The organism is Imperialibacter sp. EC-SDR9, from assembly GCF_902498805.1.
In the GTDB taxonomy this organism is placed as follows: Bacteria; Bacteroidota; Bacteroidia; order Cytophagales; family Cyclobacteriaceae; genus Imperialibacter.
In genome coordinates this window covers 31014-45674 of the sequence record NZ_LR701589.1, presented here as the reverse complement: position 1 = coordinate 45674, position 14661 = coordinate 31014, and the positions used below count along the sequence as shown (strand labels likewise).

General features: G+C 44.5%; 14 protein-coding genes. 9 read left to right on the top strand and 5 right to left on the bottom strand.

From position 1 onward, the window contains the following. Positions 1-64: 64 nt before the first annotated feature. The 3 genes from GC130_RS16560 to GC130_RS16550 all read left to right on the top strand — a co-directional run bounded on the left by GC130_RS16560 (position 65) and on the right by GC130_RS16550 (position 1835). The gene (locus GC130_RS16560) at positions 65-325 is read left to right on the top strand and encodes a DUF6364 family protein (protein ID WP_151999454.1); all 261 of its coding nucleotides are present in this window, start codon (positions 65-67) and stop codon (positions 323-325) included. Then, positions 322-744 carry a PIN domain-containing protein gene (locus GC130_RS16555; RefSeq protein ID WP_151999453.1) on the top strand — a complete coding sequence of 141 codons (423 nt, stop codon included), beginning with the start codon at positions 322-324 and terminating at the stop codon, positions 742-744. The genes GC130_RS16560 and GC130_RS16555 overlap by 4 nt, the downstream gene beginning before the upstream one ends. A 71-nt stretch (positions 745-815) precedes the next feature. After that, complete coding sequence (locus tag GC130_RS16550) at positions 816-1835, top strand: DUF3500 domain-containing protein (protein WP_151999452.1); 1020 nt, start codon at positions 816-818, stop codon at positions 1833-1835. Between the two features lie 5 nt (positions 1836-1840). Here the strand turns inward: GC130_RS16550 and GC130_RS16545 are convergent, their stop codons facing one another. Genes GC130_RS16545 through GC130_RS16535 form a run of 3 tightly spaced genes read right to left on the bottom strand, consistent with a single transcriptional unit; the run spans position 1841 to position 3314 of the window. After that, entirely contained in the window at positions 1841-2344 is a 504-nt protein-coding gene (locus tag GC130_RS16545) for a GNAT family N-acetyltransferase (RefSeq protein ID WP_151999451.1), read from the bottom strand. Then, positions 2341-2778, bottom strand: coding sequence for a MarR family winged helix-turn-helix transcriptional regulator (locus tag GC130_RS16540; protein ID WP_151999450.1), 438 nt, complete (start codon positions 2776-2778; stop codon positions 2341-2343). Before GC130_RS16540 ends, GC130_RS16545 begins: the two co-directional genes overlap by 4 nt. A 47-nt stretch (positions 2779-2825) precedes the next feature. Next, on the bottom strand, positions 2826-3314 hold the full coding sequence (locus GC130_RS16535; RefSeq protein ID WP_151999449.1) for a cupin domain-containing protein: 489 nt from the start codon (positions 3312-3314) through the stop codon (positions 2826-2828). Between the two features lie 64 nt (positions 3315-3378). On the opposite strand from GC130_RS16535, the gene GC130_RS16530 reads away from it, so the two are divergent. Beyond that, the gene (locus GC130_RS16530) at positions 3379-4185 is read left to right on the top strand and encodes a lipopolysaccharide assembly protein LapB (RefSeq protein WP_151999448.1); all 807 of its coding nucleotides are present in this window, start codon (positions 3379-3381) and stop codon (positions 4183-4185) included. A 40-nt stretch (positions 4186-4225) separates the two neighbouring features. Here the strand turns inward: GC130_RS16530 and GC130_RS16525 are convergent, their stop codons facing one another. Next, positions 4226-5005 (bottom strand): NIPSNAP family protein, encoded by a 780-nt coding sequence (locus GC130_RS16525; protein ID WP_151999447.1) that lies wholly within the window; start codon positions 5003-5005, stop codon positions 4226-4228. A 246-nt stretch (positions 5006-5251) separates the two neighbouring features. Between GC130_RS16525 and GC130_RS16520 the strand changes: the two genes are divergently transcribed. From GC130_RS16520 to GC130_RS16505, 4 genes are all read left to right on the top strand, one after another. Next, positions 5252-6964, top strand: coding sequence for a hypothetical protein (locus GC130_RS16520; protein WP_151999446.1), 1713 nt, complete (start codon positions 5252-5254; stop codon positions 6962-6964). A gap of 346 nt (positions 6965-7310) precedes the next feature. Continuing rightward, positions 7311-8321, top strand: a complete 1011-nt coding sequence (locus GC130_RS16515) for a glutamine synthetase beta-grasp domain-containing protein (RefSeq protein WP_151999445.1) — start codon at positions 7311-7313, stop codon at positions 8319-8321. A gap of 739 nt (positions 8322-9060) precedes the next feature. Beyond that, positions 9061-10347 carry an ammonium transporter gene (locus tag GC130_RS16510; RefSeq protein WP_151999547.1) on the top strand — a complete coding sequence of 429 codons (1287 nt, stop codon included), beginning with the start codon at positions 9061-9063 and terminating at the stop codon, positions 10345-10347. Positions 10348-10455: 108 nt separating this feature from the next. After that, positions 10456-11508, top strand: coding sequence for an outer membrane beta-barrel protein (locus tag GC130_RS16505; RefSeq protein ID WP_151999444.1), 1053 nt, complete (start codon positions 10456-10458; stop codon positions 11506-11508). 59 nt (positions 11509-11567) lie between these two features. On the opposite strand, the gene GC130_RS16500 is transcribed toward GC130_RS16505, so the two are convergent. Continuing rightward, a complete protein-coding gene (locus GC130_RS16500) occupies positions 11568-12284 on the bottom strand; it encodes a 16S rRNA (uracil(1498)-N(3))-methyltransferase (protein WP_151999443.1) in 717 nt (238 codons plus the stop codon). Between the two features lie 172 nt (positions 12285-12456). On the opposite strand from GC130_RS16500, the gene GC130_RS16495 reads away from it, so the two are divergent. Next, a complete protein-coding gene (locus GC130_RS16495) occupies positions 12457-14616 on the top strand; it encodes a glutamine synthetase III (RefSeq protein ID WP_151999442.1) in 2160 nt (719 codons plus the stop codon). Positions 14617-14661 lie beyond the last annotated feature (45 nt).

The following is a 14661-nucleotide window of genomic DNA, read 5'->3' as shown; positions in this document are numbered from 1 at the left end:
TCGAAACTTACTTATTTTTTATACGTATAGATTTTTTATCTTTGTCGTATAAAATAATAAAAGTATGGACGCCAAGATCACTTTGAGTTTCGATGCCAGTGTTATTGCCTCAGCCAAAGCATTCGCCGAGGAGAATAATATCAGTCTGTCCAGGCTAACCGAATACCTTTACAGGCAAATGACATCCCGGCACTATCAGTCGCTTGAAGACCTGGAGGTAGCACAATGGGTGATGATGGTGGCTGATGGGCAGGCAGAATACAAAACTTCAAAGCCAAGAAAAGCGGCAAAAAAGGAGTACTACGAAAGCCGCAAAAAGAAGTGAAAACCCTGATAGATGCCAATGTATTGGTTGCGGTGCTCAACAAGGAATATCCAGTATTTTCCAACGCAGCGAGAGTGTTAAGTTTGGCGGGAAAGCAGGGTTTTGAGTTGTATGCCACGCCGATGAGTCTCGCCATCGCTTTCTATTTTTCATCTAAGAAAAGTGGAGCAGTGCAAGCGAAGAAAAAGCTTACCATTCTGAAAGAGCATATTCTCACGGCCGTTATCGACGATAACGCTGTTAATAGTGCGTTGACTAACAAGAGTATCCATGATTTTGAAGACGGCATGCAGTACTATGCTGCTCTGGAAGTAGGGTGCCGGTGTATTGTGACTGAAGACAGAGATGACTTTTACTACTCCACGATAGATGTTGTGAATTGTGAAGGGTTTTTAAAGAAGTACTATTTTAATACCTGAACTTGTAAAGGCTGCCTGGCTAATCGATTGGTTGTTAGTGTTTTTATGCGAGATAATAGCTAACTTCTGGTATGAAAACGCACTCTAAGTTTTATTTGTCAGCTATGCTGCTGGCCTTTGCCATTTTTACCAGCTCGTTCAGGTTCCATGGTTTTAGTGCCGAAATAGCCAGCCTCTTGCTAGAGTCGGCGAACGATCAGCAGAAGGCCAAGCTCCTGATGACGTTCGACGATGCCAAAAGATTCGATTGGTCTTACGTGCCGCCCTATCAGGTGGCCAGAAACGGCTTGCCATTAAAGGAAATGGACAGCTATCAGAAAGATCTTGTGACGCAACTATTAACTATGTCGTTGAGCGAAGCGGGCTTCAACAAGGTCAAAATGATCATGAGTCTTGAAGACGTGCTGGCAGAACTGGAAGGCAATCCGAGGAGGGATCCTGAAATGTATTTCGTGTCTATCTTCGGCAATCCCGGCGCCAGCGAACCATGGGCCTGGCAATTTGACGGCCATCATATCTCTCTTCACTTCACAGTGGTAAATGGTGAGGTGTCTTACACTCCAAGGTTTTTGGGCTCTAATCCCGGTGAGGTGAAAAATGGCCCTAAGGAGGGCCTGCGGGTGCTTAACAAGGAAGAAGACCTTGCTTTTGCTCTATTGAATTCGCTGAAGGGAGCACAAAAGCAGCAAGCCGTTTTTAGTGGAAGCACTTTCAATGATATTGTGTCTAAGACTGTAGCGCAGGTAAAACCGCTTGACAGGGCAGGCATTGCCTATGATCAGCTTACGGATCAGCAGAAAAAGATGCTATGGGCAATCGTTGATGAATACCTGGCAGTGATGCCGGAAAAAGAAGGGAGGGCAAGAAAAAGCAGCATGCTGAAAGAAGACGTGAATCTCATGATGTTTGCCTGGGCAGGTAGTGAGCATCCTGGTAGCCCTCATTATTACCGGATACAAGGGCCTTCTTTCCTCATTGAGTTTGATAACTCACAGGGTAATGGAAATCATATTCATACCGTTTGGCGAGATTTCGATGGTGACTTCGGTAGAGATCTAATCAAAGAGCACTACGCAAGGGTGAAGCACTAGAACGATCAATGTAACACTAGCTCATATTTCTGCTCCATCAGGGGTTTGCCGAAATCGGAAAATGACTTTTCCTCGGTCAGGCGAAAGCCATGTCGCTTGTACAGCGAGGCAGCTGCCGGAAGCTCATCCACTGTGAGAAGGTAAGACGACTCGTACCCAAGACTACTCAGTTCGCTCATGTACAAATCCATTAGCTTCTTTCCCAGTCCAATACCCCGGTAGGGCTTTTCCATAATGAAGTAACGGAGCTGGGCGGCTTTGTTTCTGTGCATGAGTGCAAGAAATCCAACTATCTTTTCATTGTGTTCGCACACCCACACCCGATCAAGGCTGGTGTCATATTGCTTGTAGAACTCCACAAAGCTTTCAGCCACGTACGATTCGAAACCCAAACTGTAACCATACTCTTTTGAGTAGATGTCGCCGTGCATGTAAATCACATACCCTATGTCGCCTGGCCTCAGCTCAGTTCGTATGGTCACACTTTCAAGAGAGATGGCAGCTTTCATAAAGTCTTCGCTAAAATTGATTTGATGTTTTGGAGCTGAGTAGAAAGAAGGTCAATCTCTTTTCGGCTCAGCTTTTTCAGTAACAGCGCTATGTCGTCATGCGAGGCTTTGTCGAGCCTGGCAAACTCCCGCTGCCCGGCTACTGACAGCGACAACAAGAACGCTCTGCCATCCTCTTCTGATCTGGTTTTCTTCAAAAGGCCTTGTTTCAACAGCTTATCTATTATTCTGCTTAAATATCCCTCATCCATTTTGGTGGCAGCTTTTATATGTCTGGCAGTGCAGCTTCCCGTGCTACTGATTTCGAACATGACCCTGGCCTCCGACAGCGAATAGGGACTGTCAAGTATGTGCCTGTCGAGCAGCCCGATAACACTTGTGTAAAACCTGTTGAAATCACGAACGGCGGCTATTGCTTTTTCACCTTCAATCATGAGGTGAAGAAAATGATATTACTTGACAAAGTCAAGTAATCGAATGCTCAACTCCTCGTAAGGGAAGTGATGATTGATTGGTGCTGGGGATATTCTTTGATCAACTTATTCCTTTCAGCCATTTCGAAGTCCTGAAAGTCAAAACCTGGAGCGACAGTGCAGCCGACCAGAGAAAATTTGCCACCGACAGCCACTCTGGAAGCAAACCAGCAGTTGGCCGGAACGACTGCCTGAGGCTTTTGGCCTGCTGAAATGTCAAGTCCAAGGCGAACCTCTTCAAGCATACCACTTTGATCAATAATGTATACAGAAAGTGGGTCGCCATCGTAAAAGTGCCAGGCCTCATCTGACTTTATGCGGTGAAATGCAGAAAAGTTGCCGGGTTCCAGCAGGAAGTAAATGGCCGTGGAAATGCTCCTTTGACCAGCTTTGGTGGTGGTAGTGTCAGCACTTCTATATGTCTCTTTAAAATATCCACCCTCAGGATGTGAGGCGAGGTTCAGTTGGTCTATGTAGTAATTAGCGTTTCTCTTCATTCACTTTCTGGAATTAAATAATAAAAGCGTTTGCTTCAACTAAACGATTAGTTTATCTTTCAGCATGAGAAACGCTGGCCTTCTTTTTCTACTGGCTATCTGCCTTTTTGCTTGTGAAGACAAGGAGGAGGCAGCCTTTGAAGCGTTTGAAAACGAAGATTTTGAACAATCTTTGGCAATTTTTAAGGAATTATCAAGCCTTGATCCGCAAAACTGGTATCACCTCTACAACATTGCCCGAAGCCTGGAAGAGCTGGGCAGGTACAATGAAGCCATTACCTGGTATGGTAAATCGCTGAAATACAATGAAAAGGCCAATGAGATTTTGATAGCCAGGGCAAGGTGCCTGTTGAAAACAGACTATTTGGACGGAGCAAAAACCGACCTTTTTCGGGTGTTGCAGAGAGACGAGGAGAATTTTGAAGCAAATTATCTGATGGGGCGTGTGATGATGGCAGACAATGACCCATGGGGTGCTTTGAACTACTATAACAAAGCCATAAAAAATGATGACAGTGATGTTACACTGTTCTATCATCGGGCAATAGTGATGGGTACTGTCGGCAATGGTTACATGGCCTTAAGAGATATTAACTACGTGATTTCGCAAAAACCCGACTTCAACCAGGCCTATTTCAATAGAGGAATCTTGCAAATGAGGGCGGGCAGATACACCGAAGCTATTGAAGACTTTGATACAGCAGAAGCACTTGCTTATGCTCCGGCCGACCTGTACGTCAGGCGAGCCGATTGTAAATCAAGCGTTGGGCTCAACAGTGCCGCCTGCACTGACTACAAAATAGCCTCAGAGATGGATCCGAAGCACTACAAAAAGGTGTTTCTAGAAATGTGTGCAGTGTCTTCCAATTAGAGGCTTAGCCTCTAATCGGAATAACATGCAGTGAATTCAATCAATAATCAGAATACTCTGTTGGTGTCAGAAATCTGGTATCATTTTTTGAAACATTGTTTTGATACTTAGGCATCACCTTTAGCTTTTCCCACTCCGGAGCAGTCGAAAACGCCTTCCAGTGCTCATCTCTGCTTGCTTTGTTCTCAAAGGTGGTCATGTACATGAGGTTTGGCATGGTGGAACCAGAAATCACTTCTCCATAGAACACCGCATTGAATCCAAGCCTGTCGAAAAGCGCTACCTCTCCATCATTAAACATTTCGACTTTGTTTAGGTGGATTTTTTCGGTAGCCGATTCGTAGCTCCTAAGCTCATACACACGCTCGCTTCTCGGGCCGTTGAGGTTTGGTGTTTTCATAAACGCCATTCCTGTAAAAGCCTGAAGTAGGGTGCTCTCAATCCTAACGTACGGAGGCTGGTTGTAAGCAGCGTTGATATATTCGCTTCCAGCCGTTTGGTACTGTGCGTCCTTCGAAAGCGTATTGGCCAGGGTGCTGAATTGATCGTATGAAGGAAATGGGATCAGCACATAGACCTTACGAACAGTGTCTGTCTCGCTTAGTTTTGTTTTAAATACGCCAACCGACTTGATATTAGCCCTGTGAAGCGCCGGGATAAAAGCGTCCTTTAAATACTTGTCAACCACTTTCTCCTGTGCATCAGAAGCAAGGGTATATACTTTTAGCTGGTAAAACTCCCTCTTCGACTTCTGAGCGAAGGAAGCGGATGAAAAGGCCACAAGAAAGGTGATAACTAATGCAATGCCTGAAATTTTCATCTTATTGATGTTTAAGTAAGTGTGAATTTTGGTATTGTAAGTTGCAATCTAATAACTCACGTTGTGGATTCATCTAGAATTGGCGAAATAGTGGCGTATTTTACATTTGTGGCAGAACATTTTTAACTTAGTGGTAAATTGTCGTCACCAATGAGAAAGTCTTGTGTATCTACCGCCACTATTATTTTATTTTTTTCACTTGCTGTTTCGGCTCAGAAATTAAAGTACAAAGATATCTTTCCCTTAATGCAGGCATCTAAATGGGATGAAGCTGAAAAACAACTGGATTTGTTTATCGCTGACCCCAAAAATAGTGAAGAAGCCAATGCTCATTACAGTCTGGGCAAAATACTTGAGCGAAAGGCATTGTCCGAAAATATCGTTACCGATACTGCCCAGATGTTTATCCACATCGATGCCGCTGATCTCCATTATAATAAGTCACTGAAGCTGATAGATGAAAAGGAGCTAAAGAAAAACGAAGAGTATTATCAGGAGTTCAATAGAAGGGATTTGAGAACTGGTGAGTTTGGGATCAAAGTGTCCGATGTTCATCTGGATATAGAAAACAAGGTGAAATCCCTTCAGGAAAGAAGGAGTAATGTCAGGGCTTTTTTAAAAGAGGCATCGGTGGCGAATAAGTTGTACGATGAGGCACAAAACATACTGCAAAATTTTAAGATTGACTTCCCAGACCAGTCTTCCTTTCTCCTGGGTATGGACAAGGAAGTTGAGCAGGAGTTTGTGAAGCTCGAAGGAATTGTAAAAAATCTTGAAGGCGCTATGGCAAATGCTGAAGCGTCACTAGCTAAGATACCATCACCCGGGCTTGCTCACACTCTTACGGAAAAAACGCTGTACGACCTGGCCGATTTCAGCAAAGGTTCTCTTGACCTTACCAGGGAAGGCAACATAGAGTATTGGGATTTGAAGGCTTGGATAGAGATGACAAAATCTGAGCAGAAATCTAATATCGGCCCATTCAGGCAAGAGCTAATTGCTTATGATCGTGACCTGGTGGCAAAAAAGCAGGCCTTTGTTCAAAACCCATCTGGCGTTAGCGGGCCTTTCGAATTTGACCCGACGATTTTAGCCAAAGTCAGAGGCTTTGGCGCAAATACCCTGACTGAGAAGGTGGTCAGTTTCAAAGTAGAAGAATTAAACTACCTGATTGAAAAACAGCCAAGTGTAATGCCCGACAGCGCTAAAGTCGACGACCTGTATATTGCTGTTTCAAACCTTATTGGAAGGCTGGATAAAATGAAAGGGTTCATTGCCATTGACAAGCAAAAGGCTGAGGGAGGTTTTCAGCGGAACCCTGTTTTTTTTACGAGTCGATATGTTTCTCCCGACCAACTGCTGAGCTATGCCAATGAAAGGGAGAGCTTTGTTGATACAGAACTGAGCTTGTGGAGCAAGAGAGCAGAGGACTTGAAAAAGAGAAAGAGTTGGTTGATTGCTGAAAATGCTGACTCAATTGCACTGACAATCAAGGACAGCGTTGCCATAACAACTGGATTTAGCACAATACACATTGCAGATAGTGCGGGGCTTTATGTAAACGGGCTGAAGCTCGTCGGTAAAGACTTGAACTTTGTAGTGGCAAAGGCAACACCGGCTTACACAGTGGAATGGATGTTGAACGAAAAATTGCCGACACCAAACAAAGACTTTTTCTTTAAACCTAAAAACGCCGGGCATGCCCCAACCGCAGACGGATTCAGGACTTTTTTTATTCACTACCCACTGAAGGAGAAAACACACCTTTTCATCACCACCGTCGACAATGTAGGGAAAGCGCTTTGGAAGGCCTCTCTCGATCTCGATCATCCTCCGGTATCAGTCTCCTTTAACAAAATGGTGATGGAGACGATCATTTACCTCGAAAAACCTGCAGGAGACCCAACTGCCGATCTTGCCTATATTGTCATAGACAGAACCGGTAAAGTAAGGAAGTAGCTGTCACTTGTGTTTTATTGACACTTTTAAGCCTGCCAGCGCAAGGCTTTTTGTACTTTAGCAACTCCGAATATTATTCTGGTAATACCCACTAATTCCCTTCTTACAGTAGGCTTGACAGAGGTCTTGGATACGATAATTCTGATTTTGAAATTGCACACGATTGAATTACTTTAAATTTAACAATTCCGTAGCCGAACGACGTATATTTTGCCATATATACAATATTTAACCAATTTTTGTAAAAATTTCAATTTTGCCGTAACATTGCCTTTGATAATCACCTTAAATCAAAGGTTTTTTTGCAAATCACTTAGTAACTGGTTCAAAATTAAACTTAACTATTATGTCAAAATCCAAACTAGAGTACATTTGGCTGGATGGATACAAGCCTACTCAAAGTTTAAGAAGTAAGACTAAAATCGTTGATGGTTTTAGCGGTAAGCTTGAGGACGCCCCCATGTGGTCATTTGACGGAAGTTCAACAGAGCAAGCTCTCGGCGGCTCCTCAGATTGTTTATTAAAACCTGTCTTCGTTTGTCCTGATCCTGCCATCGAAAATGGATACCTTGTGATGACCGAAGTTCTCAATGCCGATGGAACCGCTCATGTCACAAACGGCAGAGCAACGATTGATGATTCTGATGACGATTTCTGGTTCGGATTTGAGCAAGAGTATTTCCTTATGGATCCTGAAACTGGCAAGCCAGTTGGATTCCCCGCTGGAGGCTACCCTGCTCCACAGGGACCTTACTATTGTGGTGTAGGTGGTAAGAACGTCTTTGGAAGAGAGTTTAAGGACGAGCACCTTGATTTGTGTTTGGCTGCAGGTCTCAACGTGGAAGGAACCAATGGTGAAGTAGCCACAGGGCAGTGGGAATGGCAGATTTTCGCCAAAGGAGCCACACAGGCTGGCGATGAAGTGTGGGTAGCAAGATACCTGATGGAAAGACTCTCTGAAAAGTATGGCTTGTATATCGAGTATCACCCTAAGCCGCTTGGTCAGCTTGACTGGAATGGTTCAGGCATGCACGCTAACTTCTCCAACACCTATCTCAGAACCGCTGGTTCCAGAGAAAAGGTTGAAAAAGTTTGTGAGGCCTTCAGAGGTGTGGTAAAAGAGCATATTGCTGTCTATGGAGCTTACAATGATCAGCGTTTGACTGGTAAGCACGAGACCGCTTCTATTCACGATTTCTCTTATGGCGTATCGGATAGGGGTGCTTCTATTCGTATTCCGGTTTACACCGCAAATCACGGATGGAGCGGCTACCTGGAAGACAGAAGACCTGCGTCGAATGCTGATCCCTACAAAGTAGCTGCAAGGATCATCAAAACTGTGAAAACTGTGAAATAAGGTTTTCAGACTTGTTTCTTTTTGCATAATGGCCTCCTGAATTCAATTCAGGAGGCTTTTTTTTCATCTCTTCATAATTGACACCATTATCACAATGGTGCCTTTTTTTACCATCAATCCCAGGATGCGACAGCATTGATTCTATCAATCGATGCTCAGGTGTTTTACCCCGATTGCTGAAATTTTGAATTGGAGGGTATTGACCACCTAATATTCGGCAATTCTCCGGGAGGTCGAAACTAAAGTTAGATATACTACTTTCTGGGCAAAATAATTATTTGAAGCGACGGCTATTGCCAGATCGTTTTTAGGCATCGTTTCCATTGAGTAGTATTTTGATAAATTATCAATGAACCGCCCCACATAATATGAAAAATTTAAAACACATACACTTTTTGAATATATCATAATACGAAACCTCTACTGTTATGAATATGTTAAAATTGGAGTCGATATGGGTGATATTAATAGCAATTATTTTAACGAATGTAAAAATGACAAGTGTATAGGGTAAAAAGTGAACGTGAAAATGATTGATTTGCAATAAATGATATAAAATTGGATCAAAATTTAATCACTAGTTAGTAACTATTGAAAATTATTCATTCAAATACATTTAAACCTAACACTAACAAGTAGTAGTATGATGAAAGTCTTTACACCCGTTCTTGCTTACGTTAGCTCAGCTCAGGACTCTCTGGCAGTCGACAGTGCTGTGGCCGAAGTAGCCGAGGCCACCATGGTGGTAGCCTCCGAAACCGCAGCTGAAGTTGTGGATTACAGCACGCAAATTGCTGATGTACTATTGACAGCCAACAACATCTGGATGATGCTGGCTACAGCACTGGTATTTATTATGCACCTTGGCTTTGCCGGTGTGGAAACTGGGTTTTCTCAGGCAAAAAATACTGTCAATATCCTATTCAAAAACACGATCACACCTATTATAGGCATTCTTACTTATGCAGTGTGTGGATTCTTTCTTATGTATCCTGGTTTTGAAACGCCGGGCTGGTTTGACTTTGACAGCGCCGGTTGGTCAATGTTCTGGTTCGCTCCAGGAGATGCTGATGTCAGCGTTGACTATGCAAGTGGCGGTTATACTTACTGGACTGACTTCCTGTTTCAGGCCATGTTTGCTGCTACAGCTGCAACTATAGTATCTGGAGCAGTTGCAGAACGCATTAAGATTTCAACTTACCTGGTTTTCACTGTAATCTATGTTGGTTTGGTTTATCCACTAATCGGCTCATGGAAATGGGGTGGCGGTGCGCTTAACGAAATGGGCTTCTATGATTTTGCTGGTTCTACGCTTGTTCACTCAGTAGGTGGATGGGGTGCGTTGGCGGGTATTATCCTTCTCGGACCCCGTATTGGAAAATATGTTGACGGCAAAGTAGTTGACAAGCCAGGTGCTAGTGTGCCCCTTGCAGTAATAGGTGTATTCATGCTGTGGTTGGGCTGGTTTGGTTTCAACGGTGGTTCTGTGCTGTCTGCTGATCCCGGGTTAGTTTCCTTCGTATTAGTTACTACTTCATTGGCTGCTTGTACCGGTGGTATCGGTGGTTTCATCGGTGGTTACCTTTTGTTCAAGAGACTTGACATCGGTATGATGCTGAATGGTATCCTGGCTGGCCTTGTAGGTATCACAGCCGGTGCTGATGTGATTAACCCAGGCTGGGCGCTTTTTGTAGGTCTTGTGGCCGGTATCGCTGTAGTGTACTCAGTCGTACTTCTTGATAAGCTGAAACTGGACGACGTAGTGGGAGCTGTTTCTGTTCACCTTGTTTGCGGTATCTGGGGTACCCTTGCAGTGGGGCTGTTCTCTACCAACCCTGAGCACACGTTCTGGATTCAGCTTAAAGGAGTAGTTATCTGCGGTCTGGCCGCATTTACTGCTGCTTTCCTCATCTTCTTCATTCTTAAGAAAACATTCGGTATCAGAGTGTCTGAAGAGCATGAGAAGTCTGGTCTTGATAGCCATGAGCATGGTATCAGAGGCTATACTATCATCTATCCTGATTGATAATCAATCAAAACTCACAATAAAAAAAGAGGCCTCCTTGCTTGCGGCGGCAACCTAACGAGCAAGAGAGGCCTTATCCAAAAACTTTAAAAAAACAGATTAAAGCTTATGAACACTTTTACAAAATTACTATTCCGTGGCGCATTCGCTACAATATTTACACTATCGTTGTCAGTGAGTGCTTTTGCGCAAGAGGAAGAAGAGGAGACTTCTCCGTTTTCATTGTCGGGATCAGTAGATACTTATTACAGAGCTAACTTGAATTCTACCAATGATAGGACAAATGGTGGTGCAACTGCGCCAGGTACATCGTTCGCTAACCTGCCAGGCTTTTCTTTGGGCATGGTGAATTTGATAGGAGCATATGAAGGCGAAAAGGTAGGCATGGTAGCGGATTTGGTTTTTGGACCCCGTGGTGCTGATGCAGTTTTTGGCTCACCCGCAGCCTTAAACATTGTTAACCAACTTTATGTATATTGGAATGTTGGAGAAAAGGTAACGTTGACTTTGGGAAACTTCAATACATTTCTGGGTTACGAGGTAATCTCTCCTACTGCTAACTTTAACTATTCCACTTCTTACATGTTTTCGTACGGCCCCTTCTCTCATACTGGATTAAAGGCCGACTTTGATTTAGGTGGCGGATTTAGCCTGGCAGCAGCTATCATGAACCCAACTGACGCAACGGATTTTAACCCTGACAACACCTATTATGGTGGTGGCCAACTGGGTTACTCATTCGACGCTGGTAGTGCTTATTTGAATACCGTATTTACGGACGGCTTTTTCCAAATAGACTTAACCGCAGGAATGGACGTGTCTGACGCTGTATATATTGGCGTTAACGCAACTTCTGCCTCCGACAATTTCTACGGAGCTGCTGGTTATTTTCAGGTAGCTGCTTCTGATGCACTTAAATTGGGCGTTAGAGGTGAATACTTTGGAGACAAGGGCGTAGGCGTGCTTACAACTGATGAGAGTGTTTTTGCGGCCACGCTTTCAGCGAACTACAGCGTTGGGCCACTTACATTTATTCCTGAATTCAGGATTGACTCTTTCTCAGAGGATGATGCTGTTATTACCGACTTTTCTGATCCGTTGGACGTAAAGTATGCTAACTCTCTTTCCAGCTTTGTGTTGGCAGCAGTATTTACGTTCTAAGCTGCAAGCGAGATAATTGAAGAATAAAAGAAAGCCCGTGAAAGCGGGCTTTCATCGTTTTAAGGCGTTGGTATTTGGTTGGCAACATGCAATAAGTGACATGCCACAATGCCGGCTGTTTCAGTTCTCAGTACCGACTCTCCCAGGCTTACGGGCAAAAATCCCCTGGAAATAGCCTGGTCTATTTCGGCCGCTGAGAAATCTCCCTCGGGGCCGATCAGTATCAGGTAGGAGGTATGCTTCTTCACTTTTGCTATCAGATAGTTTTCTATGGGCTGGTTGGCAATAGCTACAAAGTTTTGCCTGCCCTCTTGCGATGTTTGTATCAATTCATCCAGTTTAACCAAACCATTCAGTTTTGCTTTGATGAAGTTCTTGGATTGCTTCAAAGCGCTGATGGTGATTTTCTCTGCTCTCTCCAGCTTCAGTTTGGTTCGTACTGAATGTTCGCATTCTAGGAAGGTGATTTCGTCCACGCCCAACTCGCACACTTTTTCCAGAAACCATTCAATTCTGTCGGGCTGTTTGGTTGGTGCTATGGCAATGTGAATGTGAAAGGGCCTCGTAAAGCTTTCAATACTGAGCACCTCCAGCTGAGCCGCTCCTGGTTGGTCACCCACAATTCTGCATAAATAACGTTCACCCATTCCGTTGGTGAAATAAACCTGGTCACTTTTTTTGTGCCTTAGTACTTTCAGGCAGTGTTGCGACTCTTCCTTATCGAGTGTAACGACATCATTCACTGAGGATTTTTGAGGGTGATAGAAAATGTGCATAGCGTTATCTTGGGAATGCAAAATACATTGCCTGCAATTAAGCATCAAAGAATTCAGTGCGGCCGGTGTAATTTGACTAAAACGTTTATCAGGATCAAAAAATGATTAATTTCGAAGTTGGCAGAAATGGGCGCTCGTACAGGTTTTTTTAATACTAAAATATCACTTAAAAATGGCAAGACTGAGGTTTAAGGCACTGGAGGCCCTTAGCATGAGAAAGAAGGTAGAGTTCAAGCTTCCTTCGTTAAAGATATCCGATTACTTCGGCCAGAATGCTTTTGGAAGACCTCAAATGCGAAGTGCTCTTGCGCCGGAGATTTTTGAGAAAGTAGTGCATGTAGGGCATGGAAAGCGGGTAGATAAAGAAACGGCTGACGCAGTGGCTGCGGCCGTAAAAACCTGGGCCATGAACAGGGGCGTGACACACTACACCCACTGGTTTCAACCATTAACGGGCGCCACTGCCGAAAAACATGATACTTTTTTCGATTCCACCAAAGGTATAGAAGAATTCAAAGGAAGCGCCCTTGTTCAGCAGGAGCCAGACGCATCCTCCTTTCCAAGTGGGGGGATAAGAAGCACGTTTGAGGCAAGAGGCTACACTGCCTGGGATCCTAGCTCCCCCATTTTTATTTGGGACACTACGCTGTGCATACCTACGATATTTGTATCGTTTACCGGGGAGGCACTTGACTATAAGGCACCGCTGCTGAAAGCCATTGAAGCCATTGACAGAGCCTCCACCAAAGTTTGCCGGTTGTTCGACAGGGCAGTGGCTAACGTAACGCCCACACTTGGCTGGGAGCAGGAGTATTTCGTCGTGGACAGAGCGCTGTACAATGCTCGCCCCGACCTGGTGATGTGTGGCCGAACAGTGTTTGGGCACAATCCGGCTCGTGGTCAGCAGCTGGACGACCATTACTTTGGCACCATCCCCACAAGGGTGCAGGAGTTCATGAAAGAGTTTGAGGTAGAGGCTCACAAGTTAGGCATCCCCATTCGCACCAGGCACAACGAGGTGGCTCCTTCTCAGTTTGAGGCAGCTCCGATGTTCGAGGAGGCTAACGTGGCTACCGACCACAACCAGCTGTTGAGGGACATCATGGACAGGGTGGCTTTCAAGCACGACCTAAAAGTGTTGCTGCACGAAAAGCCCTTCGCCGGTGTGAACGGAAACGGCAAGCACAACAACTGGTCGCTCATGACCGACACTGGCGTGAACCTGCTTCAGCCCACCAGCAGTGCCAGGGAGAACCTGCTTTTTCTGACCTTCTTCGTGGTGTCCATCAAAGCGGTGTACGAGCATGCTGATTTGCTCAGGGCCAGCATTGCTTCATTTGGTAACGACTTTCGGTTAGGGGCTAATGAGGCGCCCCCAGCCATTATTTCAGTTTTCATTGGGCAAACACTGAGTAATGTGCTGGACGAGCTGGAGAAAAACGGGAATGTGAAAATTGAAAAGGGTGATAATCTTTATATGAAACTCGGGATCGATCAGATACCTGAAATCATCATGGACAATACCGACAGAAACAGAACCTCGCCATTTGCTTTCACCGGCAATAAGTTTGAGTTCAGGGCAGTAGGCAGCGAGTCGAATGTGTCGAACCCTATGATGGTGCTTAACCTCATTGTGGCCGACCAGCTCAACAAGTTCTATTCGGAAGTAACCAAGCTGACCAACAAGGGTAAAGACCGCAGGCTGGCGATTATCGAGATCCTCCGAAAATATATCAAGGAATCGAAATCGATTAGGTTTGAGGGCGATGGTTATTCAGATAGCTGGGTGAAAGAGGCTGAAAAGCGAGGTCTTTCCAATGTGAGAGACACACCCAGGGCATTGGATTTTTACCTTTCTGACAAGTCCACTCAGCTATTCAGCTCCAATAAAATATTGAATGAAAAGGAGGTGAAAGCCCGTCATGAAATCATGATTGAGAACTATATCAAAAAGGCCCAGATTGACTCTAGGGTTATGGGAGACCTGGCTCTGAACCATATCATTCCAACGGCCATTGCTTATCAGAATAAGCTCATTCAGAATGCAAAAGGCTTGAAGGAGCTTGGGGTGGATAACAAAGAGATCATCAGCTATATAGAAGAAATCAGCCAACACATTTCTGCTCTGCGTAAAAATGTGAATGAGATGATTGAAGAAAGGAAGAAGATCAATAAGGTTGAGGATTCAAGGAAGCGGGCTATTGCCTATTGTGATGACATCAGGCACAAATATTTTGATAAGATCAGGTACTCGGTTGATAAGCTTGAGTTGTTTGTTGATGACGAGGACTGGCCACTCGTTAAATACAGGGAACTTTTGTTTCTGAAATAGGTTAGGAGCCTCATACACCATGTGGTTTTGAAAACTCTTCTGAAG